Genomic DNA, 23,890 nt, shown 5'->3' with positions numbered 1-23,890 from the left:
TATCCCGGGTGGTAGAGGAGCTGAAAAATTTTTGTCTAATTTTACTCGATTTAGTGCATAATAGCGACTATGAATAAAATATTTAAAAAACTAAGCATAATCCTTATTTCGTTGTTTGTCAGCGCATGTGCCCTTTTATTTATTTTACCAAAACCCACGCTACTAGAAGGCACGAGTTTCTCTAGGGCGGTTTATGACTCACATCATAAATTACTAAGGTTAACCCTGAGTCAAGATGAAAAATATCGTTTATTTACTCCTTTATCACAAATTTCAAAACAACTGGTAGAAGCCACTTTATTGCAAGAAGATCAATATTTTTATTGGCATTATGGTGTTAATCCTTGGGCAACAGTAAAGGCCATCTGGCAAACTTATGGTGCCCAAACACGAAGAATAGGGGCTTCGACAATTACGATGCAAGTTGCAAGGATGCGATATGGTATGAATTCAAAGACAATTTCAGGAAAAATCTTGCAAATCATTCGTGCCGTACAAATCGAGATGCATTATAACAAAGAGGAAATCCTTGAAGCTTATTTAAACCTTGCACCCTATGGTGGCAACATAGAGGGGGTAGGGGCCGCGAGTTTGGTTTATTTCGGTACATCGGTCAACGAAATGAGTTTACCTCAATCTTTAACGATGAGTATCATTCCACAAAATCCCGGTAAAAGGACACCTTATAATAAAGAATTAAAAAAAATCAGGGAACATTTATTAGGAAAATGGTTGAACAATCACCCGGAGGATCTTAATAAAAAAGGTATGTTTGCATTGCCGTTAGTGATGCAAAATACCCATATGCTTCCCTTCAATGCACCTCATTTTGTGAATAAAATATTGCAGGACTCTTCTAAGGATCAACAAAGCATAGATACCACATTGGATTATGCCACCCAAATGATCCTTGAGCGAATCACACAGCACTACCTCGCCAGAAAACAGGGACTGGGTGTCAATAACGCCGCGGTTTTGCTCGTAGATACCAGGGATATGGGCATTAAAGGAATGTTAGGCTCTGCAGATTTCTTCAATAAAGCGATTAGTGGACAAATTAATGGTATAGAAACAAAAAGATCCCCAGGATCAACACTGAAACCTTTTATTTATGGATTGGCTTTGGATCAAGGGCTTATTCACCCCAATACCGTTTTAAAAGATGTTCCTCATAGTTTTAATGGTTACAACCCTGAAAATTTTGATTACGATTTTATGGGACCTATCAAAGCAAAGGATGCCTTAGTGTTGAGCCGTAACATCCCGGCAATTTATCTAGCAAGCCAGTTAAATAATCCATCTTTACACCAGCTATTAGAAAAAGCGCAGATTAGCCAATTACGATCGGAATCCTACTATGGACTCTCATTAAGCTTAGGCGGAATTGAATTAACAATGAATGAATTAGTTGGTTTATATGCCATGTTAGTCAATGATGGGATTTGGCATCCGATACGTTCCTTTAAAAATAAAAAAAAACAGGAGGGGATTCGTTTACTCAGTCCAGAAGCCAGCTACCTTGTATTAGATATGTTACAAAATACTCCCCGCCTAGACGATACTTCCAGAGGGGGGATTTTGCCAATAGCTTGGAAAACAGGCACTTCATCGGGTTATAGGGATGCTTGGACAATAGGAACCTTTGGTCCTTACGTCATGGCAGTATGGATAGGAAATTTTGATAATAAATCAAATCCTGCATTTATAGGTAAAGACGTTGCCGCACCTTTATTTTTTGAATTAGTTGATGCCATCAAACATGAGAAAGGTCCCATTCATCCCCTAAAAAAGCATCTGGAACAAATGAATCTTAAAAAGGTGGAAGTGTGTAAAGCATCGGGAATGTTACCGACACGTTATTGTAAAGACAGGGAGTGGAGTTGGTTTATTCCTGGGAAATCCCCCATCAAAACCGATACGATATATCGAGAAGTGGCCATTAATAGCAAAACAGGTTTGCGTACCTGTCATATGGATGAATTGACCCGATTTGAAGTTTATGAATTTTGGCCTTCTGATCTACTCAGCATTTTCAAAAAGGCTGGGATACAAAGACATACCCCACCATTTTATGAACCCGATTGTATTTTATCAGGTAATATGGGTATTACTCCGCACATTACCTCACCACAGACTGGTATAAGTTACATAATTAGAGCTGATTCACAACAAAACAATACGATACCATTAACGGCTGTAACTGATGCGGGTATCGCGAATATTTACTGGTTTATCAATGAAACCTTTATCGCAAAAACCAAAGCAGGGGAGTCCTATTTATGGAAAGCAAAACCAGGAAAATTTGTAGTACGGATAGTAGATGATCACGGTCAATCCGATGCTCAGGATATTACTGTTCAATTGGAAAGTTAGAGGTGAATCGATCTTTTTTAAAAAAAATGATTCGAACTCGAGGAAATAATCCTCGAGTTCTGGTGAATTCTATGAAAAAAATAGGAGGCAATATCTTAGTAGGCAGTGCCATTAGTTGTAGTGGTTCCATTATTAAGATCGGTACTTGTATTATTATTGAGATCATTATTTGTATCTGTTCCGGTATTATTAATACCAGTATTATTATTGATACTGGGATTTATTCCAGTACCTGTTGTACCAGTACCTGATGTTCCAGTACCTGATGTTCCAGTACCTGATGTTCCAGTACCTGATGTTCCAGTACCTGTTGTTCCAATGCCTGATGTTCCAGTGCCTGATGTGCCAGTGCCTGATGTGCCAGTGCCTGATGTGCCTGAACCCATACCACCTGTTCCTGTTCCGCTAGCACCAGTTCCGCCAGCTCCTGATCCACCGCCACCACCTCCTATGGAAGAGGTGATAGCGCTTACAGTACTTAATGCATATACAGAAGAAACAGCTGTTGTCAGCAATAAAACTGGAAATATTTTTTTCATGATTTTTCTCCAAAAAGTTAAAATCATTTAAAAACAGAAAATAATAAAGTACAACAGCAATATCCTATATTAGAGAATTAACTCTTCCTCCTTGATATTTATCTCCATATTCTAAGTGCTATTACCAAAAAATAGACAATTAACACATTTATGCAAGAAGAATAAGCTCATTTTTGTAGTATCTCTTTGAATCTTTTCCAAATAATAATTTGCTTTTATTAGATATTTAAATCTGGAATTTTCTCATACTTCCCATTATTGAAAATCAAGTATGCCTCACCAAGCTCAGCTAGAATTTTATCCGAAGGAAAGCGATTTTTCAGATAGGAGCTATTTAAATTGTTTCCAATCCATTCAACTGATTGAACTTCCGCTAAATGATAACCCAAATGGACATCCTTTAAATGTAAAGTGTAGGCCTTAGAAAATGAGTCAGGCAGCTGATGGATTATTTGAGCCACCTGCTGAATTGTGGGTTTATGGTCTTTAAAAATTACCTTTAAATGTGCAATTTTATAGGATTTATTTGGGATAAAAACAGCAACACTTTCCTGTTTCAATTTTTTTGCCAAAATCGTGGAAATAAATAGCGTATTTTTTTTATTTAATTGTTGAAGGGGTGAGGCATAAAAAATTTCTGCATTTTCAGCCGTTGTATTAGAACTATTTTGATAAGTATACACTCCAATTGTGTTTTTAAATTTTCCAAGTTCCAGATGTTGCTTTTGTAAAATGTGATGCGCCTTTTTTTTAAGTTTTTTCTGTTCTGTACCTCTTAAATGATGAAAAGCTTCTTCCATGCTGAGAACATCCTTATTATTGGAATAAAAAAATTGTATGCTTGCTTGAGCATGGTTCTGCGAATTCAATGTTATGAAAAAGGAGAAAAGGATGACATGCGCTATGAATTTAAGGGACATTTAGATAATTCTCTTAAGAACAATTAAAGGATAATAATAGTCCATATAGGAGGAAATAAAATAAATAAGTATTATTTATAGCTCTTTATTGGAAACTTATCTTAAGAACCATAGATTCCAGCGTTAAACCAGGACCAAAAGCACAGCTGAAGATCCGTTTTGATTCATCACCTACCTCTAGTTTTTCCCAAATAGATTTTAAAACGAATAGTACAGTTGCTGAAGACATGTTTCCAAAATCTCTTAATACACCATATGAAGCTTGGTTTTTTTGAGAGTCTATGCTCAAGGCTTTTTCACAGGCCTGTAAAATTCTAATACCGCCTGGATGAATTGCGTAATAATCAATATCATCTAAAGAATAATTGGACTGCTGTAGTAGTTTTTCAGTAAAAAGTAAAATACCGGATTGAATGGCATCAGGTACGTAAGAACTCAATACAATATCAAATCCATTATCCGAAATGGACCAAGCCATTTCTTGATTCGTTTGAGGCACTAAGTCACAATAAAAAGATTCAATATTTAAGCATTTGCTGAAATCCGTATTTTTCTGGATCAAAACTGCTGCCGCTCCATCAGCAAATAGAGCATTCGAAACAATATTTTCTATACTAAACGTATTTTGAAAATGAATGGTACAAAGCTCAATGCAAACCAAGAGTATATTCGCATTAGGCTCCGTTTGACAAAATGCATTTGCCACCTTTAAACCATTGAAAGCCCCATAACAACCCATAAAGTTTATTGCAGTACGTTTTACAGAGGGATTTAGGTTTAGATTTTGTACTATTTCAATATCTATTCCTGGAGCATACATCCCTGTACAGCTGACTGTAATTAAATGAGTAATGTGACCCCTATCAAAATTGACCCCATGCAAACAGTTTTCTATAGCGTTGATGGCTAAATTGAGTGCATTTTCTTTATATAATTTCATTCTTTGCATAGTCGATGGAAAACTTGCGTTGGGGCTATTGGGGAAAAATTCGAATTTGCCTGGCTTATTGCAATAATCAGTCAAGACGCTATATCGGGTATTGATACCTGAGGATCTATAAATTTTCTTTAACACTTTTTTTTGTACTTCATTTAGATGGAAACCTTCGGAAATAAGATCGGCAATTTCATCCTGTGTTCGCTTAAATGGAGGGGTTGCAGTTCCAATTGCAGTAATTTGTGCTTGCATTCATTTTCCTTATCAAAAACAATCCTTTATTAGCAATATTGTAATGGATTATGGTTTATTTATAGCATACATCGCTTATTGCTTTATTTAATAGTACGGTGCAGAATAAAAAATTAATCATCACTTCAGATCAAAATGCAACCATTCAGAGTACGGTCCAAGGAAAAAGAAATTATTGATCTGGGTAAGGACTTTTATACTTGCCAGGAATATGAGGATTCGTTAAAAAAATTATTTAATATCAATAAAATGATGGGGATGTTTAAAAATACTGTTACTTTACTTCAACAATTTCCCTCTAATTCAATTTTAACGGATGTGGGCTGCGGCGGTGGCTTATTTTTGTTAAACCTGGGCAAGTATTATCCGGATATGCGCATGGTTGGTTTGGATATTTCGGAGGAGGCGATTCAACTGGCGCAAAAAGAATTAAGCGAATGGAAACAAAAAAATGGCAGCACTCGAGTAGAATTTCAATTACAGCAGCAACCTAATCTTCAAATGACGACAGAGATAGATATTATTTTACTCAATTTGGTTTGTCATCATTTGGATGATGAGGAATTGATCTTATTTCTAATAAAAGCCCATGATATCGCACGAAAGGCTATCATTATCAATGATCTCCATCGACATTTTGTCGCTTATTGGCATTATAAAATACTAAGTCCTATATTATTCCATAACCGCCTTATTATTCAGGACGGTTTGTTATCCATTCGTAAAAGCTTTGTTCGCAAAGAATTAGATTCATTAATGAAAAAAGCAAATATAACAAATTATAAAATTAAATGGCACTTTCCTTTTTGGTGGAGTGTTCTTATTTTGAAATAAAGAGAATGAAACGATGACACTGGATGTTCTTATCATTGGTGGAGGGCCTTCTGGTGTAACTACAGCCATTTTAATGGCTGAGGCGGGATGGTCAGTAGGGCTTCTTGAGAAAAAAAAATTTCCTCGTAGGAAGGTTTGCGGTGAATTTATCTCTGCAACGAGTTTATCTCTACTCCAAAAGATGGGCTTACATGATTTTTATCAGACCTATGGGGGTCCAGAGATACAAAAAATTGGTTTATATGCTGGCGATGCAATTTTAACAGCGGACATGCCACCTTCAAAAACCTCGACGCAACCATGGGGAAGGGCTCTGGCCCGAGAGTACCTTGATACAGAATTAATGAACCAAGCCCAATTAAAAGGGGTTCAGGTTTGGCAGCCTTGTGAAGCCATATCATTGACACGATCGCAGGATGGCAACTTTATCTGTTTCATCAAAGAAAATAACAAAACATCTGCATTAACCGCCAAGCTCATTGTCATTGCCCATGGTTCATGGGAAAAAAGAATCCATCAACCAGAAAATAATACTCATAAACCATCGGATTTATTAGCATTTAAAGCCCACTTTAAAAACTCTAATTTACCAATGGGATTAATGCCTTTGCTTGCTTTTCCCGGAGGTTATGGCGGAATAGTTCATAGTTCCATGCAAAAGGTAACATTATCATGTTGCATACGCCGTGATGTTTTGCATGATTTGCGTTTAAAGAATCCTGGCTTAAAAGCAGGGGAGATCACGTACCAATACCTTTTACGTCAATCACGTGGCGTTAGGGAAGTTTTGGGTGATGCAGAACGTGTAAACAGTTGGTTGGCCGCAGGGCCAATTAGACCAGGTATTCGAAAATGCTATCAGGATGGAATTTTTTTTGTTGGGAATATGGCAGGTGAGGCTCATCCAATAGTTGCGGAAGGAATTAGCATGGGCATGCAATCTGCCTGGTTACTTTCTCATTGCTTGACTCAATTTGAATTACATCTTAAAAGAATCAACCATACGGATGCGGGATTATATTATACCAAACAATGGCGTAGATATTTTCGTAAGCGTATCTTTGCTGCCTCTTTGTTTGCCCAATTGGCGATGATGAATCCATGGGCAACCCACTTAATACTACCGGTTCTCAAACGGTTTCCTTCTGTTCTAACTGTTGGTGCACGATTTAGTGGAAAAATTCAGCAGGTAGTATCCATTAACTGAAAAAGTCTGTGTTAAACTAAAATACAAAAAGATGTCCTGTCGAAACTAAAAGAATAATTTTTTTGTAAGACTTAAAAAATGAGTGATATTGATATCAACGTTGAAACACTACTCTTAGTAAGCCTTTGGGATCCGATCTGTGTTTTTCAGGGATGTTTTAAAATAGTTACCCTTCAATCCCACCCCTCGAAGGAACAATACTATATTTTTCGCTGCGAAGTACGTCATGCAACAAAGATGGAATTCATGAAGAACGCATTTAGTCCTGATGATTACATTGTCACACATTTGTATCGGCAGACGCAAAAAATTTGTCCCGATCAAGAAGATGATTCCCATGAGTTTGCCCTGTATATTTTAAAATATGCGCTTTATACCACCATAGTTGAAATGCTCATGAATAATCCTCAAAAGGAGCATTCACTTGCTATGGATGACTCTTTTCTAGATTCTTTATTAGACAACATAAAACCCATACTAAACAAAGAACCCTTATGGAGTGAACCACTTAAGGAAATTGGTTTTGCAGTAGCTATGGATTTTTGTCCCAAGGAAGAAATGGGAAAAGCTGCAGCCAAGACTCTTATTAACGGGTTTATACATGAAGATGAAAACATACACTGATACCCATATCAAATGATCAAAAGTACTGATCAGGAAACATTGCAGAGGAAATGGAAGCTAAAATAATTATATCCGAATTCTTATAAACACAGGTTTTTTTGAATAGAAAGGGATTTGAATAGGACATGTGTATACCATAATATTAACTCTATAGTGCCATAACCAGGCTGAAACTCTCAGTTGTAGTTTTTTATTGGAGGCTCTCAAAGGATTTTATAGAGCCATTAATGGTTTGATTAAGGATTTGAGCAACGCGTACGATTATTAACAGTTTCATCGTGTTCAGCTCCTGGGTGTACGATAGAATTGATAAGGTTTCGCATGTTTTTAGGCATGTTATGCAAACTTGAGCCTGGATATTTGCATAAAGAAAAAAATGTAAGATGTGTATTGCGTACATTATGGTATTGATTTTTAATATCAAAGCCTATTTCGTTAAGGACAAAAACCATAGGATGATTGGAATTATTTTGTAATTGTTTTAAAAAAATAACGCTTGTATTTAGGTTTTGGTCATAAAATCGTTTTATAATTTCTTTCGTGCATTTTTTAAGTGTATGTTCAGTAAATGTCAATCCGTTGATTAAATCATCCCATATAATATCGACAAGTTGGTCAATCATCTTCTTGTCAAAAAATTCTCTTCTAAAAAGAGAGGAAATATTGCTTGCACCCAAAGTTTTATCTAAACGATGAGCACGCTCATGAAGATTGATTGCTGCTGGAAAATTACAAGGTTCGCCTAAACCATCCTCATGCATTATGGCACGATACATCATTGCATCCGCAAGACCGAGTTGAATAGCTTGCTCGTAGAGAATAATAGCTTCAGGGTAATTTTCAGGTTCATTATAACCAATTTGAAAGCGGTGGGCGCGACAAAACATAGCGTTAGCATTGCCCAAATCAATAGCATTCTCATATAAAGCGAGAATTCTAGATGAATATTTTTCTCCATTGGGTAAAAAATTGTATAATTTCGCCTAGCTGGCACATGGCCTGAGGATTGTTTAAAAGAATTGCATTCTCTAAGTAGGAAATAGCTATCGTGTAATCTCGTTTACAACCAACCCCGAACTGATATAGCAAAGCGAGCAATACCATACTATTTGAGCAATTTTTATGTTGTTGGCAATATTCATGAATACTTTGTATCATAGTTTTTAGTGCACTGTCGGTTTCTATGTGATGCATTAGATCTCGTGAATAAAAGACACGGATGAGTGCATTAACATTGATAGAATTCCCTAGTAAAATCTCGCTACTAATTTGGCAGATTAATTGCGCCAGAGGGTATAACGATTCATTAGAAAAAGAAGAGGCAGGGGTATTTAAGAAAAGAAAAGCATTTTTTTACCTAAAGATAGAAAAAGCCTCTTTATCACGAGCATAATCTAGAGTAAAGAATTTTTAATGACTTGAATATAATACAAGCTCAAAATACCGATCAGGCAGAATTATTTAGAAAGGACGAGTGGGTATAAATGGCATTAAGTCTGATTATTTTGATAATCAGACTTAATGAGATTGGGGCATTTGAGACCAAAATCTAAAAAAGAAAGCTGATACCTCGTTCTTTATTGATTAATCAATAAGTCGATGATATAGATTCAAATTTTGAATTAAAATTTCACAATGGAGCACCAGATTATTCTGCATTATTTGGCATTACATTAATCATTATTGGATCCATTGTTGGTATTTTAGCCATTATCAAATTTAAAAAAATAGAACTTCAAATTAAATCTGAGATATTTCAACCCACAACTTTTATCGATTTTCTATTATCGGCTATGATTTTTTTGATAGGAATATTTTTAGCTGGGTATTTAATTATTACCACGATCAGCCGTTAACATTTATCTCATTTTTAAGTATTTTATCTATTATTTAAAGTTTAGAATGTTCGCAGGACAATAAACCTTGCAGTTCATCCAAAGCGATTTTGTCATTAATTTTTATCAAAGTGACCCATGCTGCTATTACTTTTTTGTATGTTAGAATTCGTTTAAGTAACTGTTTGTTTTTTTCCTCTTCAGCGATAAGCTCTTGTAATGTCTGCTGTTTTTTAGCTAAAGATTCAAAGTACTCTATAGTGTTTATTAAAGTGGCGTTGTGTTGTTCCATAGCCCATTTTCTAATGATCTGTAACCTATTCTTATGATAATTTATCAAATCCTTATCATTATTTTTGGCTGATAAATATTGTAAGTAATACATATCTAATTGGTAAGGATGTTTATAGAGCCCTTGATTGATAATTACTTGATAAAATTCTTGTTCAAACTGATAATATTTTGAATTTAAATTGTTTATTTCATGGTGTTCTAAACTATTTCGCCAAGTGGGATTAATGACGTTTCTATAAAGATTCATCATGCCATCCCAAATGGACTCCAACTCCTTACCCTGCTCTTTAATATGTTGCTCAAGATTGGTTATTTTCTTTGTCTGCTGGCTTATAGATAGTTGTATAAAATTTTTTGCAACGGGGAATATAGAAATAATTTTATTTTCATTGGCTTTGCTTAAATTAATAAATTGGTTTAAGTCTTTATTATTGATTGTTTTAAATTCATCCTGATAATGATGAAATAGTTTTTGAATGGCTTGTGAATTAAAATTTCCAATACGCGAATCAAACTGATCTTTCATAAAATAATCAGCCCATAATAATAAATAATAATTCGAGGTACTTACTGGTATATCGACAGTCATATCGTCTAGTATTGCTTTATGATGTGCGGAGATTAAATCTTCTGATGGTTCTTTTATTTTTTTACCACTCAATATACTTAATCCAGTAAATGCTTCAGTAAATGAACGTTCATAGCCCTGGTAAGTCGCACCGTCCGCATCGGCTGTGCACCCTGAAGCATAATGTTCGGGCGTTGTGGCAGTAAATCCACAAATTTTAGGATTAGCGCTGGGATAACCATTTTTAAGCTTGACCGATAATTGATGGAAACCGCCTGAATAGCATTGTGACATCTCAAATATAATGTGCTGGCTGGGAATTTGTTCCAGTAGTGAACTGAGTTCATTTTTAGAGAGGCAGGATTGATAAAAATTTTTCTCATTTATAAAGTTATTTATAAATGGTTTTTTAAAGTGCCATAAGTCAATGCAGTTATTGCTGTAAGGATTAGTGCTTTTATCTTCAAAAAACCCATACGGCATTCCATGATCGCTTACAAACAAGAATAAATTATCAGTTTCCTTTAATGTTTTTATTTTTGGCGATAAAAAATACGCAGTCACATGTTCTTTAGTGGCGCTTTGATTGTGGGAAATAATACCAGTCAACATGTGATCTGTTTTATCATATTTGTTCTGTCTGGTATTGGTAATTTGATGGACATCTAATGGAATTGGTTGCTCTTGATCATTGTTTCCAGCTCCAAAATAAACGCTCACTCGAGTATTTCCATATTGTTTCTCTAGGAAATCGTAAAGGGTTTTAGTTTGTAAATATTGGGAATAGTGATTCAGTCCCGGATTATCACCACCAGAAAGTACTAAAATTTGACTGTTCGTGTTTCCGATGCTGCTAGAAAAACAAAAGAAAACCAAGACTAATGACCGTATCATCAAAATTCTCAAGCAGAATAGATTCAGGGGTATTTCGTTACTTTAATTTAAATGGACCTTATTATCAAATTTCATAGGAAGCACGGGGTTCCATAGCCAAGAACTTGGCACAATTGCGCATCATAATGGATGAAAGACAGATGAATATTTAATCCCCCCTATCACAAATTTCTACTCTAAATGTTTTCTTAAAATGTAACTGGTATGGCCCATAAAATTATCGGGCAAAGTGGCTATGACATGATAACCTAATTTTTCATAAAAACCTTTTGCTTGAAACTCGGCCGTGTCCAATTGAATGGTGTTGCAATGACTTTGTTTTGCAAAAGCATCGAGTTGAGTGAATAATTTTCTGCCTAATCCCTTTTGACGGTATTCTTCACTTACCCAAACAGTAAACACTCTGCATAAATTTCCGAAAACATCACCTTTAATACCTCCAACCGTTTCACTCGCACTATTTTCTGCATAGATAATAAAGGGCTTTGCTTCATATTTTCCAATAAGGGACTCATTAAATTTTTTTAAATTTTCATTGATAATTTTGGAAATAGTCTCGTTTTCTTTAACATCGGTAATAATAGTTACAGGCTCTTGCATGAATCACTCCTTAAGGTCCACTCCAAAATGTAACCCGGTTAAATTTTTCATCCTGTTTTAATGGTACATTCTAAATTTTAAATCGAGTGGGAGTAAAGGGTGCTGGATCGGTGATTAACTCCCCTTGGGTCATCATTTCTGCAAGTAAACGCCCAGTTATAGGTCCTAAAGTCAATCCATGATGGGCATGACCAAAAGCAAACCATAGTTTGTCATGTTTTGGTGCTTGCCCAATAATTGGAAGCATGTCTGGAGTACAAGGTCTGCAACCCATCCATGGATATTCATCAAGACGTGTATTTATGGGGAAAAGCTTACGTGCAATGGGCTCTACTAAATCAAGTTGAATGGGCGTTTTTCGTGAATCACGGGCAGCAAATTCAGCACCTGTTGTGAGACGGATTCCGCGAGTCATCGGAGCTAATAAGTAGCCATTTTCAATATCAAGTATTGGATGGTTCAGCTGCGCATTATCGCGAATACCATAATGCATATGATATCCCCTTTTCACTGCCAATGGAAAATCATACCCTAATTTTGAGCATAGAACATCTGACCACGGGCCTAAAGCAATTACGGCGGAATCAGCATGCAGATCACCATGATCCGTTTTAACTGTCCATTGGTTGCATAAAGTCAGTGCATCGCCAAGGATAAAATATCCTCCCAGTTCTTTAAAGTAATTTGCATAGGACCTGACAAGTTCCCCTGGATCTGTCACTGCTTCAGAATCGGTATAACGTAAAGCACCAAGCAATGACTTATCTAGATCGGGCTCCATCTTTGATAATAGGTTTGAATTGATAGATTCATATTGAATACCAAATTCTTCTTTGCATTTTTCTGCAAATTTTGTTTCACTATCTTGCTTTTTTACTGTTCGAAAGATTTTGATCCATCCGCCTGAGCGAAATAATCTTTTAGATCCTGCTGCTTCAGCTAAAAAATGATGCTCTGTTACACTGTGTTGGATCAAATTTGCGTAAGAACGAGCAATTTGAGTATGTCGTAAAGAATTTGAATTGAGCCAATATTTCCATAAAAAGGGAGTTAGCTTAAGAATTGCTGCTGGATGATATCGAACATCAGGGGAACTGTTAAATGCATATTTTATTAAAGAGGAAAGCTCTCTTGGAAACGCATAAGGGTATACGCCTTCACGTTGTATTAACCCTGCATTCCCGTATGATGTTTCAGAACCTGGATTTTTTAGATCAATTAATGCGACAGAACGACCTCGTTTTTGTAAATGAATTGCAACTGATACCCCTACTATTCCACTGCCCAGGACAATGACATCAAATTTCATAAAACATATACTCCACTGCGCTAAAATCCTTATTATTTATTGATACAATAGCCTGGCCTCATTTCTCGAGAATTATTAATAAAAAATTCTCGGTAAAGAAGTTTTCATTATAAAAGAACAATTATAAGGTAGGTAATATACAAAATTAAATTAAAAAACAAGAGATTAATTTTAATACCTTTAGCTGAAATATTAATCCTTAACCAAGCAGTTGCAATATAGGTTACAAGAATACCCGTTAGAACTATTCTAGAAGGTTCCCATGGTGTTAAAAGAATCCCTAAGGCTGGAAGCAATGTACCTTGAAAAACCATAGCCCCCGTTATATTACCAAACGCCAATGTATCTTGACCTTTTCTTACCCAAATGACGCTGTTCACCTTTTCAGGCAATTCGGTAGCTATAGGAATAATGAGTAATGATAAAAGTAACACGGGTACGCCAAGAGAATTGGCTCCTGATTGAATTCCATGAATAAAACCTTTTGCACTGAATACCAATAAAATTAGACCTAGAAAAAGCTGGATTAAAATGGTTTTAATATTTGTTTTGAAACCAATTTTACTTAGTACAAGAGGCTCATTGCTAATCACAGCATGTCCATTTTCCACCAATGCATTTGAAGCATTAAAAGTCAGTAATAAATAGATGAAATAAAGAGATATAAGAACAAGACAAACTAATATGCGTAGATAATTGGGCTCTAAAGGAAGAAACATGGCTAATGCCGCAAAAGAAAATGCTGCCAAAAAAAAGTTCAAATCCCGCTTAAAACCGGTTATTTCAGGGGAGATATACCCTTTCATACCCCGCTTTTTAATCACTGAAATATTCATAATAAAAGTGGACAAAGTAGATAACATTAAAGGAGCACCTAATATGGCTCCTACGCTAATTTCTTCGTTAACTTGCCGGTCGCTTGTTCCTGCAATGATTGCCAATAGCGGTACCATAGTTTCTGGAAGTGCAGTAGAAATTGCTGCAAAAATTGATCCTGTTACTCCTGTAGATATTTGTATTCTTTCACCTAAATGTTCTAACGCATTAGAAAATAGTTGCGCTGAGACTAGGATAAGGAGCAGCAAACCGATCAGTTCCAACCATAAGTACATATATTTCCCTCAAGATGACACCGATTGAAATTCATAATGAATTTCCTTAAAAACCAATTATATAATTGATGAGACAATTTTTAAAAATTTAGTGTTCTCTATAATTTAAAAGGACTAGAATACAAGGTCCTTCTGCAATAATATTAATATGATTGTCTTTACAGCTTTGAATGGCCGAGATACTCTCTGCTCCTGGTTGCATCCAAATATTCTTAATTCCTTTTTTAATTGCTTCTTCCACAACTTTTTCAGTAATACGTGGCGGCGTAATAATAGAAATGCTTTCTACCTCATCGGGTAGTTGAACGACTGAATGCACTACAGAAAGGCCCTCTATGGTCTCTTCCTGTGGATTGACAGGATACACTTTTTTATTGTTGTCTTGGTAACACCTGAGGACCTTATTTCCATATTTTTGTCGATTGGAGGATGCACCAATCACAGCAAATGCCTTTGATTTCAAAAAAAGTTCAATCGGTGATTCGTCCATAGGATCCCCTTGAATTCATTTCGATATTTATTAGTTTAGCAGGGATTTATCGCCCAGTGTATCGTATTAGAAAGTTTTTACGTTCGTCCCATCTTCCTTGGGCTACTTAATGAAATGTATTTGTGACGGATTAATCAAATAAAATATAACCAGTAATGAATAATTAAAAATAGGCTGCATTCAATCGATTCAAATGCAATTTATTTATCACTTAATTCCTTTTTTGCCAGCTTTTTCCCCAAGAAGGACTATTTTTTTTATCCAATTCTTTAGTCTATTATAGTGTGAACCTTCCCAATAGATTTTTTGACATGATTGACATTGCTTAAAAAAATCATAGTAATGATTTGTTAATAACGGGATTTGATTTAAAATTTTTGATTTCTCAATCTCTTTTAAGAGACCATTACAAGCCAAATATCGAGTAAATGGATGACATAAACTGAATAAGTGATACTGATTTAGAATTTCCGTGACCTGCTTTTCTGGATTCGTATTGTGCATCCAATGACCATACGTGATTTTTTTGTTTTTCAATATCCCAATATCTCGGGTTAATACGATACGATGTTCTTGTTTGCTTCGTTCAATGATGTTTTCATCAGTTAAATTGTTTTCATATGCCGCATCAAATCCAAGCAATCGCAAATATTTCGCAAGTTTTTCAAGATGGACGTCTAAAATAAAAGATGGGTTTCTTGGTGGTTTGGGACAGAGTCGTTTTAATTCGCTCACATCAAAAGGTTCGCACACAGGATATACAGAGATATCATCCTGATGCTGGACAATATATTTAAAATCAACAGAGCGACCATTAACTAAAATCACATCTATTACAGTATGTGGAACTCCCAATGACTCGATAAGATCTTTAATAGAGGTTTTTTGCGCCAGATCATGTGGAAAGCATACCTTTCTTTTCTCTCTGGGAATAAAGTCATTTAATTCTTCAAAAAAACGTAATTAAAGAAATCATGTCATATAATATCGATTCATTTATATTATATATGGCATAAAAAATTAAAAATAATAATGAATGGATTAAGTAAGATGAAGAACCTGTATTGTTTTTTTAATTTGTAATTAAATATTCAACTTTTTCCCACTAGGCACCAAGTCAGGTATCTCACTGGCTTCTAGAAATGCAACTGATGTTTTCAAAGCACCCACGTCATGATAAGCAGTATCTATAGATAAGGGGTTTACAACACTCCAATTACCTGAAAATAAATTTTTAAAATCTAATGTGCACAGAAGATAGAGACAATTAATGAGAGAGCTAATAACATCTGCAGTGCTTTTTTGATCTTGCAATCCCTCTATTTCATTGGCTTGGGATAAAATAGTATTGCAAATAGTCGCAAAGCCTTCTCTCGTTACCTCTGAATTGAAAAGATAGTTTTCTTTTTCCTCATTCAAACGTTGATAAAGTTTGGATAAATCAGCGCTCATGGGATCCTGGTCATTTTTTGATTTAGCCAGCAATTTCTCTAAATAACCATTGAACCCTACTATATCCAAAAGATCATTTCTTGTAATGACAGAGTGGGCAGTTGAGTCAATGTAAGAAAGCCAGTGGGAATTCCCTGAATTATTTAAAATAATGTCTGGCTCACCATGCTCTTCAGATGAGAAATAAGGCACACCATTACGGTACAGTTGTAATGATATTGGCGTTTCGTAATGGAGTTGAATACGATCCTCTATTTTTCCCTTTATATCCACTTTCACAGTTTCTCTTATTTCTTTTTGTAGTTTGTTGTGCATGATCATAAGGGTTTCTTCTGTTCCCCATTGATGATAGCTGGTATTCAAATGATTCATGTAGGTAAGTAGGTTTTTATGATTATTTTCTTTAAAAAATGAAACAGTAATATCTCCTATGATTTCTTCCAAAAATTGACGACGGTAGAATGATTCAAAACCTTCTTTTGGGGGTTCCCGATTTGAATCTCTAAGTTCCTTTCTTTTCTTCCGTGCATATTGATCCCACCCATTGTTAAATAATTTTCTAATCTGTTCATAATTACTGGCTAAAAAATCATTCATTTCATCCGGGAAGATTCCCGGAACCTTGTATATTTCCGCATCAGTAAAATTTTCATTATCAAAATGATTCGATTCAAATAATTGAGCATAATTTAATCTATTATTTTGTTGTAACATTTTTTTGAATAGATAAATCATTCCGTAATTTGTGGCTGTAAATAGCGATGAATCTTTAGGATTTTCCAAAAAATTTATTCCAGTCATGCGTGCGCCAAAAACTCTTAGTGCCGGACCGAGTATGGGTTCGATAATTTCATTTATCTGGGTTCTTGTATAAGGTTTATTTTTATCATGTTCTAATAAATAGAAAAGCTTTGCTTTAGACTGCGAGTCCAGATCCAGCCTGGTAAATAGTCGCTCGGCTACTTCCATATCTCCCTTTTTCCGTAAATGATACATTAAGGAAATAGCATAGGCATAATACATACAGTTACCATCACTACTGTTATCCACTGTGTGTAATTTAGATCTCTTAGCTTTGTGTAATTTAGATCTCATAATAAAAACTCATCAGGAGCTTCCAATCCTGTGTCTAAAAAGAAGATTGGATTCAATTGCTTCATAATGTATTATTATAAATCATTTAATAAAAATAAAACAACATTTGTTTATTCATTTTTATATATTCAGTAGGATAAATGAAAAAATAAAACGATTACTTTGAATTTGAATGATGTTTCACCAATACAAGTCCCTGAGTACGAAACCAGTTTCTGACCTCCTGGATTTGATATTTTTTTAACCCAGGCATTTCTTGGATTTCTGGATAACCTGTAGTGACAAAATAGCTTTTACCAGAAATATAATATTCTTTGATGTCTCTGGTAGGAGTAATTAGAATTTGTCCATCTGGAATCAATTGTATTAATTGTTCGATGAAATTAATTACTTCTGTTTCCCCTTCTATTCCATTCTCTACACCTAATAAATAGGGAACAAAAGCTGTGTCAAATGTTTGACTTTTTTTCTCCTTAAGTATCTTATCTACTGTACCGACGTGGAACTCGATATTCTTATCCAATTCAAAGTTATTTTGTTTTTTTGTTTGGATTGCACGTTGTACTAAAGAAACCATGTAGTGGATATAAACTCTTCTTAAGGAATTGGGATGGAGCATCCAAAATAATAAATGGGTTAGTTTTCCATTGGGTAAGGTGACCAAAGGGGGGTACCAACAGGTTAATGCGCGAAACAGATCCCCTATAGTTGGAAGTGGATTTCCTTTACGATCATATTCATGATAGAAATAGTACTTTTTAAATGCCCTCATCCAGGCAATTGTTACAGGATCTTTATCATAGGTAATGATTGATTTTGCACCCGCCAGTGCAAATAAAAAACTACTGTTCCCGTGTCCAGGAATAACCAAAATATTCTTGTCTTTGATGTCGTTTCGAATATCATAGCCATTTTTTTGAGGTGCATATAAAGCTGATGATAAATAACGTTCAGCACCCATAGGATAGATTTGAACTTCTTTATTGTCAGAAAGCCGTGTCACCCTACGGTCCAAGATCCATTTTTTTTCTTGTTTACTTAAGTTGGTCTCATAGGCTGGCATTCAATTTCCTAATGTAATTTCCCTGATTATCTGGAGATGTGGTTTTATTTTCATAATTACATGTCCGTTTGTTATTCATTGATTAACAAATCATGAATAATGGAATATTAACATTGTCTTTTTTTATTTGTTAAGAGAAATGTTCCCCCGAGTTCGTTAATTCAAGCTTACAAGAGTTATTGTTAGAAAATTGTTTACAAAGCTGCAGAATATATCCATTATTGCCTTTGTTTTTTGTAAGGATGTATGACGCAATTAAAACGATTAATAAGTAAATCCCAATATAACCATTAAATTAAAGGAAGAATGTATGGCTAGAATTCTTTGTGTTCTTTATGATGATCCAATTCATGGGTATCCAAATTATTATCCCCGTGACACGATACCCAATATTGAAAGTTATCCAGATGGGCAAAGTATCCCTACACCTAGAAATATTGATTTTAAAGCCGGTACATTATTGGGCTCAGTTTCGGGCGAACTGGGTTTACGAGCATTTTTGGAAGCCCAAGGACATGAGTTTATAGTTACTTCAGATAAGGAGGGCGCAGGCTCTGTATTTGAAAAAGAATTACCTCACGCTGACATTATTATATCTCAGCCTTTTTGGCCCGCCTATTTAACCTGTGAACGGATCGAAAAAGCAAAAAAATTAAAGTTAATTATTACTGCAGGTATCGGTTCAGATCACATTGATTTACAAGCTGCAAAAGAAAATAACATTACGGTAGCAGAGGTCACCTATTCCAATAGTATCAGTGTGGCTGAACATGTTGTCATGATGATTCTTTCCCTGGTGCGAAACTATCTTCCTTCCAATCAATGGGTTATTCAAAAAGGTTGGAATATTGCGGACTGTGTCATGCGCTCCTATGATTTGGAAGGTATGAAAGTAGGCTCTGTAGCCTGCGGGCGTATTGGTCTGGCAGTCATGAAACGTTTAAAACCTTTTGATGTAAACTTGCATTATACGGATCGTCATCGACTGCCTGAATCAACAGAAAAAGAATTGGGTCTCATTTTTCATAAAGATGTAGCGTCTCTAGTGCAAACTTGTGATGTGATAACAATTAATTGCCCTTTGACACCAGAAACCGAAAATCTATTTAATGAGCAACTAATTAATAAAATGAAACGCGGGTCTTATATTATTAATACTGCTCGAGGAAAAATATGCGATCGGGATGCCATTGTAAGCGCTTGTGAAACCGGGCAACTTGCAGGTTATGCAGGGGATGTATGGTTTCCACAACCTGCGCCTAAAGATCATCCTTGGCGCACAATGCCTCATCATGGAATGACACCTCATATTTCTGGAAGCACCCTCTCTGCACAAGCACGTTACGCTGCTGGCACACGCGAAATTTTAGAGTGTTGGTTAGAAGGACGCCCTATTCGTGATGTTTATCTTATTGTTGATAAAGGCAAACTCGCTGGAACAGGCGCGCGATCTTATACATTAGGAAATGCAACTGTTGGCGCTGAAGAAGTATAGTTCATTAAATTCAAAAAAATTAATAATACCTTTGCATTGTTAATGGCCATTCGTTAACAATGCGCCTCAATAGCAATTTCATCTCTTTCAAGTGAGCAATTTGTTGCAATGCTTACCAATTTTTTTAGATCATCTATACTAATTGATGATGAACACAACTAAGAAAGGGACTTATTATGTATAAAAAAATAATGCAAATCGCTGCTTTTGCAGCTACTTTAGTTCTTAGTCCAGTGGTATTGGCCCATTCAGGAGAATGTGGCGGAGGGCTTAAGAGCATGGTTGAGTCACTCAAATTGGATCAAAATCAAAAATCTAAAATAGAACCTATTCTTAATCAACTTAAAACAACAATAAAAAATGATGCAGCCCAAATGAGAGACTTAAGTCAACAAATCCATCAGCAAGTTCAATCTACCAACATGGACCAATCTGTCGTAGACAATCTGATTGATAAAAAAACAAAGTTGATTGGAGATATGATGAAAGCCAAGATTACGGCAAAAAACCAAATCTATGCAATTCTTAATCAACAACAAAAAACAGAGCTGCAAAACAGAATGAAGAAAATGGAAGAAAAAATGGCAGAAAAATTTAAAAAATGTCATGAGGAATAAAAAAATACACTACTTTCAATTCAGGAACTGAGATTGTTCCTGAATTCAACCCATGTAGGTCCCGCATGTTACTAAAAGAATATCTTCAGTGTGATGCATCGGAGCTAGCAAGAAAAATTAAAATGGGTGAAACTTCACCTGAGGAAACACTAGACTGTGCTTTTTTACGAATAAATGAAGTCAATAAAACACTAAATGCGGTTGTGACTGATTGTACAGATTTTGCTAAAAAATGTTTAAAAAATCTTAAAGGTGATGAACCTTTTTATGGCGTTCCCTTATTGGTTAAAGATTTAGGTCAATCGATTTCAGGTATACTCACCACCGAAGGATCACGTTTTTTTTCTACTAATGTTGCTCCGTTCACCAGTGATTTTGTACATCAATTGATGTCCTTAGGTTTCATTCCTATTGGAAAAACAAATACACCAGAACTGGGGCTTTCCTACGTGACAGAATCATCTTTACATGGTCCCTGCCGAAATCCTTATGATTTAAATAGAACATCGGGCGGTTCTTCAGGCGGATCAGCAGCGGCAGTTGCTGCAGGAATTGCTCCTGTAGCAACTGCAAGTGATGGCGGAGGATCTATCAGGATACCTGCAGCCTGTTGTGGATTGTTTGGTTTTAAACCTACTGCAGGATTGACCCCCTCTGGTCCTTTAACGAATGAGTTATGGTCTGGTTTGGCAGTGAATTTTGTACTAACACGTTCTCTGAGGGATTCTGAAACACTTTTTAAACAATTTGCTGATCAATCACGCGTGCATCTTTCTCCCCAATCCTCTAAAAAATTAAATATTTTGCACATTGAGGGAATTTTTGCTTCAGTACCTATAGCGACACCTTGTCTTGATGCATTAACCAAGATTGAAGAGTTGTTGAAATCTTTAGGGCATTCTGTTCAAAAGAAATATTTAGATTTAGATCTAAATGCCATTGGCAATTGTGTGATTACCTTGATTTCAGCGGATATATATACGGTCATCAAGCAACAAGAAATTAAGCTTGGGAGAAAAGCAACACCTCAAGATCTTGAACCTGTAACTTGGGAATTTTATCAACGTGGAAAAACCCTTGCTTCTTATAAATACTTGATTGCAAAAAATCGTTTATATCAATTACTACGTCCATTACATGAGTTGCTCAATCAAAATGATGTCATTCTCACACCAGCTTTAGCACAGCTCCCTTTGTTAATTGGTGATTTGAGGACTGACGATGATTTTGAAAGTTATTTACAAAAAAATGTAGCTTTTTCACCATTCACTTCAATATTTAATCAAGCAGGTCTTCCGGCTTTAACTCTTCCAGTCATGATGCATAATCAAATTCCAATATCCATACAACTTGGAGCGGCGCAAGGTAATGATTTAATTTTATATTCTTTGGCAAAAGAATTGCATTCCAAGCTCTCAAATTTCGATCCAACTCTGAATGTCAATAAATGATAGTGTTGCAAAAAAATGAAAAGAGCAGACTCCAATTAATTAGGAGAAAGTCCGACTAAATGGATATATGTGCATTCTGAAAACAGATAAAGAGCGTCCACAGCAATGGAGGCTCTTTATGGAAATATTATTGTTGAGTATTGGTGTTTGTCACAGGATTACTTTTACTTCCAATACTTTGTATGCCGATATCTTTTACGCCACTCTTTTCACCCATACCCCCAGTCTTTGACATACTACCACCGGAGGACATTTGAGTTTTTGGTGCATTTTGATTCGATGATGTTTTTGCTTGCATTACATGGGATTTTGCTGGTGCACTTTTTGACGGTTGTTTGTTTTTGGATGCACTAGAAGGTTTACTTTTAGCGGCTATTTTCGCAGTTTTTTTGGGGCTGGATTTTTTTGCAGAAGCAGCAGACTTTTTAGCTGCAGGAGACGCTTTTTTTACAGAGGACGCAGCTTTTTTCTCAGCAGAAGTTCCAGCTTTTTTAGCTGAACTTGTCGATTTTTTCGCAGCAGTAACAGATTTTTTTGCTGTTGATTTTGCTGATTGAGCAGCTTTCTGTGTTGTTTTTTTAATTGCTGAAGAAGCATCGTTCATTGTTTTTTTTGTACCCTGCTCCATATCTCGAGCTACATTGAGCCAATGATTTTCAATTATATGAAATGTATCCCTCATGTAATTAAGCGTCATGTGGCTATTTAGAATGAAGAGCTCCATATTCTTTTCAAGAATATCTTCTGGCTTTTTCAAATTGAGAATATCCATGGGTTTCATTAATGATAAGTTTTGCATCATTTTTACGTTTAATTCCATTAATCTTTGTAATGGAGCCTCTAAATTGTTGAAAATTCTGGGCTCAAAAAATTCATTTTTCATTCGCATCTCCTTATGTTGCATTGCACAATTCAAGATTAGATATAAACATTTGATTTGTCAAATATAATTGATCTAGATCGCCGTGTCATCCTTAATGATTTAAAAATTCATTTCAGTTTTATATATTTTTGTATAAAAAAAGCGATAGCATATTTTGTATTATTTCATGTAGGATGTTTATTGAATAAGTGAATATTTCAAGGAGAATACGATGGGCAAAATGAGTGTTGAAGGAATGGCTGCTGTAGAAAAAGCGAAAAGCGAACGAGCTGAAGCGTTAAGAACATTAACTTCGGAACCATTTAATATAAATGATGAAGAACAGCTTGCTACACTTAAAAATTACGTCAATGATTTCGAATACAATGCCAATCTAATGTACCTTTTTCAAGGTATGAAATCAGGTTTAAAATTCGGAGGTGGACCGTGGCTTGCTGGATTTCTTTTACCAGTTCCTGAATTCGTCAATTATTTTCTCGTAACCTATCTATGGTGTGGTGGATTGGGCTGGATGCTTGAAACCTTTAATACCACTGATTTCCATAACCAATTAGAAGAGATGAAAGTGATTTACAATTGGTGTTTGAAACAAAATCAGCCTAAATATGATGGGGCAACGGATAATACAGCGCTACTCGCCAATCCAACCATTCAACGAATGATTAGAGTATTGGCACCAATATGTTCTGTGGAATTTATGTTGGTTTGGAAAAAAGTAACAGTTGAAGAAGAGACTAAATCCTCAATTTGGAGCAGCTTCTCTTATGCATACTCTCTCTTTTCCTCCCCGAAAAATAATGTTGACCTCAACAGGCTTCAGGATTTAAAAGCGAGTGTGGAGCGACGAGAGTTGGATTTAGGTATATATAAAGGAGTAGAAAGTGCACTCCGTTATTTTGCTACAGATCCTCATTTTAAAGAACTGTTAACTGCTAGAATAAAACAACCTGTTGATCAATTAAAAAATACAATTACAGACATGTTGCCGTCTATGCTCACCATGGGACATGCAAAATCTGAATAATGTTTTCAGTAGCCTGAGTGAA

Annotated in this window: 22 protein-coding genes; 8 read left to right on the top strand and 14 right to left on the bottom strand. The window is 35.6% G+C overall.

Translation table 11 applies throughout. From position 1 onward, the window contains the following. The first annotated feature begins 69 nt into the window (after positions 1-69). The gene (pbpC, locus tag BU07_RS0110295; RefSeq protein WP_031565777.1) at positions 70-2,373 is read left to right on the top strand and encodes a penicillin-binding protein 1C; all 2,304 of its coding nucleotides are present in this window, start codon (positions 70-72) and stop codon (positions 2,371-2,373) included. A gap of 95 nt (positions 2,374-2,468) precedes the next feature. Here the strand turns inward: pbpC and BU07_RS17550 are convergent, their stop codons facing one another. The 3 genes from BU07_RS17550 to BU07_RS0110280 all read right to left on the bottom strand — a co-directional run bounded on the left by BU07_RS17550 (position 2,469) and on the right by BU07_RS0110280 (position 5,021). Then, on the bottom strand, positions 2,469-2,912 hold the full coding sequence (locus BU07_RS17550) for a hypothetical protein (RefSeq protein WP_051635532.1): 444 nt from the start codon (positions 2,910-2,912) through the stop codon (positions 2,469-2,471). Positions 2,913-3,130: 218 nt separating this feature from the next. Then, positions 3,131-3,712, bottom strand: a complete 582-nt coding sequence (locus BU07_RS0110285) for a hypothetical protein (RefSeq protein WP_133134454.1) — start codon at positions 3,710-3,712, stop codon at positions 3,131-3,133. Between the two features lie 205 nt (positions 3,713-3,917). Beyond that, on the bottom strand, positions 3,918-5,021 hold the full coding sequence (locus tag BU07_RS0110280) for a type III polyketide synthase (RefSeq protein ID WP_031565773.1): 1,104 nt from the start codon (positions 5,019-5,021) through the stop codon (positions 3,918-3,920). A gap of 135 nt (positions 5,022-5,156) precedes the next feature. Between BU07_RS0110280 and BU07_RS0110275 the strand changes: the two genes are divergently transcribed. The 3 genes from BU07_RS0110275 (at position 5,157) to BU07_RS0110265 (ending at position 7,686) form a co-directional block, all read left to right on the top strand. Next, on the top strand, positions 5,157-5,855 hold the full coding sequence (locus BU07_RS0110275; protein WP_031565772.1) for a methyltransferase domain-containing protein: 699 nt from the start codon (positions 5,157-5,159) through the stop codon (positions 5,853-5,855). A 13-nt stretch (positions 5,856-5,868) separates the two neighbouring features. Next, on the top strand, positions 5,869-7,062 hold the full coding sequence (locus BU07_RS0110270) for an NAD(P)/FAD-dependent oxidoreductase (protein WP_031565770.1): 1,194 nt from the start codon (positions 5,869-5,871) through the stop codon (positions 7,060-7,062). A gap of 78 nt (positions 7,063-7,140) precedes the next feature. After that, positions 7,141-7,686 (top strand): hypothetical protein, encoded by a 546-nt coding sequence (locus BU07_RS0110265; protein ID WP_031565768.1) that lies wholly within the window; start codon positions 7,141-7,143, stop codon positions 7,684-7,686. Positions 7,687-7,922: 236 nt separating this feature from the next. Here BU07_RS0110265 and BU07_RS0110260 read toward each other — a convergent pair whose 3' ends face one another. From BU07_RS0110260 to BU07_RS0110215, 10 genes are all read right to left on the bottom strand, one after another. Beyond that, positions 7,923-8,591 (bottom strand): tetratricopeptide repeat protein, encoded by a 669-nt coding sequence (locus BU07_RS0110260; protein ID WP_133134455.1) that lies wholly within the window; start codon positions 8,589-8,591, stop codon positions 7,923-7,925. Between the two features lie 31 nt (positions 8,592-8,622). Continuing rightward, positions 8,623-8,880, bottom strand: coding sequence for a sel1 repeat family protein (locus BU07_RS16765; RefSeq protein ID WP_035899047.1), 258 nt, complete (start codon positions 8,878-8,880; stop codon positions 8,623-8,625). 696 nt (positions 8,881-9,576) lie between these two features. Beyond that, positions 9,577-11,277, bottom strand: coding sequence for a hypothetical protein (locus BU07_RS0110250; protein ID WP_242601865.1), 1,701 nt, complete (start codon positions 11,275-11,277; stop codon positions 9,577-9,579). 171 nt (positions 11,278-11,448) lie between these two features. Continuing rightward, positions 11,449-11,877: a GNAT family N-acetyltransferase gene (locus BU07_RS0110245; protein WP_031565761.1), complete on the bottom strand. Its 429-nt coding sequence runs from the start codon at positions 11,875-11,877 to the stop codon at positions 11,449-11,451. A 70-nt stretch (positions 11,878-11,947) separates the two neighbouring features. Then, complete coding sequence (locus tag BU07_RS0110240; RefSeq protein WP_031565760.1) at positions 11,948-13,186, bottom strand: NAD(P)/FAD-dependent oxidoreductase; 1,239 nt, start codon at positions 13,184-13,186, stop codon at positions 11,948-11,950. Between the two features lie 107 nt (positions 13,187-13,293). Beyond that, a complete protein-coding gene (locus BU07_RS0110235) occupies positions 13,294-14,298 on the bottom strand; it encodes a sodium:calcium antiporter (protein WP_031565758.1) in 1,005 nt (334 codons plus the stop codon). An 88-nt stretch (positions 14,299-14,386) separates the two neighbouring features. Then, positions 14,387-14,788: a CoA-binding protein gene (locus BU07_RS0110230; RefSeq protein ID WP_031565756.1), complete on the bottom strand. Its 402-nt coding sequence runs from the start codon at positions 14,786-14,788 to the stop codon at positions 14,387-14,389. A gap of 207 nt (positions 14,789-14,995) precedes the next feature. After that, the gene (locus tag BU07_RS0110225) at positions 14,996-15,721 is read right to left on the bottom strand and encodes a Mut7-C RNAse domain-containing protein (protein WP_172459808.1); all 726 of its coding nucleotides are present in this window, start codon (positions 15,719-15,721) and stop codon (positions 14,996-14,998) included. 150 nt (positions 15,722-15,871) lie between these two features. Continuing rightward, on the bottom strand, positions 15,872-17,335 hold the full coding sequence (locus BU07_RS0110220; RefSeq protein ID WP_133134456.1) for a hypothetical protein: 1,464 nt from the start codon (positions 17,333-17,335) through the stop codon (positions 15,872-15,874). Between the two features lie 157 nt (positions 17,336-17,492). After that, positions 17,493-18,398: a class I SAM-dependent methyltransferase gene (locus BU07_RS0110215; protein ID WP_031565750.1), complete on the bottom strand. Its 906-nt coding sequence runs from the start codon at positions 18,396-18,398 to the stop codon at positions 17,493-17,495. A gap of 310 nt (positions 18,399-18,708) precedes the next feature. Here BU07_RS0110215 and BU07_RS0110210 point away from each other — a divergent pair, with 310 nt between their 5' ends. The 3 genes from BU07_RS0110210 to BU07_RS0110200 all read left to right on the top strand — a co-directional run bounded on the left by BU07_RS0110210 (position 18,709) and on the right by BU07_RS0110200 (position 21,961). Further along, entirely contained in the window at positions 18,709-19,893 is a 1,185-nt protein-coding gene (locus BU07_RS0110210) for an NAD-dependent formate dehydrogenase (RefSeq protein ID WP_031565748.1), read from the top strand. Positions 19,894-20,069: 176 nt separating this feature from the next. Next, positions 20,070-20,510, top strand: a complete 441-nt coding sequence (locus BU07_RS0110205; RefSeq protein WP_031565746.1) for a Spy/CpxP family protein refolding chaperone — start codon at positions 20,070-20,072, stop codon at positions 20,508-20,510. Positions 20,511-20,575: 65 nt separating this feature from the next. After that, on the top strand, positions 20,576-21,961 hold the full coding sequence (locus BU07_RS0110200) for an amidase (protein WP_031565744.1): 1,386 nt from the start codon (positions 20,576-20,578) through the stop codon (positions 21,959-21,961). 127 nt (positions 21,962-22,088) lie between these two features. On the opposite strand, the gene BU07_RS0110195 is transcribed toward BU07_RS0110200, so the two are convergent. Further along, complete coding sequence (locus BU07_RS0110195; protein WP_051635531.1) at positions 22,089-22,844, bottom strand: hypothetical protein; 756 nt, start codon at positions 22,842-22,844, stop codon at positions 22,089-22,091. A 211-nt stretch (positions 22,845-23,055) separates the two neighbouring features. On the opposite strand from BU07_RS0110195, the gene BU07_RS0110190 reads away from it, so the two are divergent. Further along, positions 23,056-23,868, top strand: a complete 813-nt coding sequence (locus tag BU07_RS0110190) for a hypothetical protein (protein ID WP_031565741.1) — start codon at positions 23,056-23,058, stop codon at positions 23,866-23,868. The last annotated feature ends 22 nt before the right edge of the window (positions 23,869-23,890 follow it).

Origin of the sequence: Legionella wadsworthii DSM 21896 = ATCC 33877, assembly GCF_000701265.1 — a bacterium.
Lineage (GTDB): Bacteria > Pseudomonadota > Gammaproteobacteria > Legionellales > Legionellaceae > Legionella > Legionella wadsworthii.
This window is presented reverse-complemented; position numbering and strand designations above follow the sequence as displayed.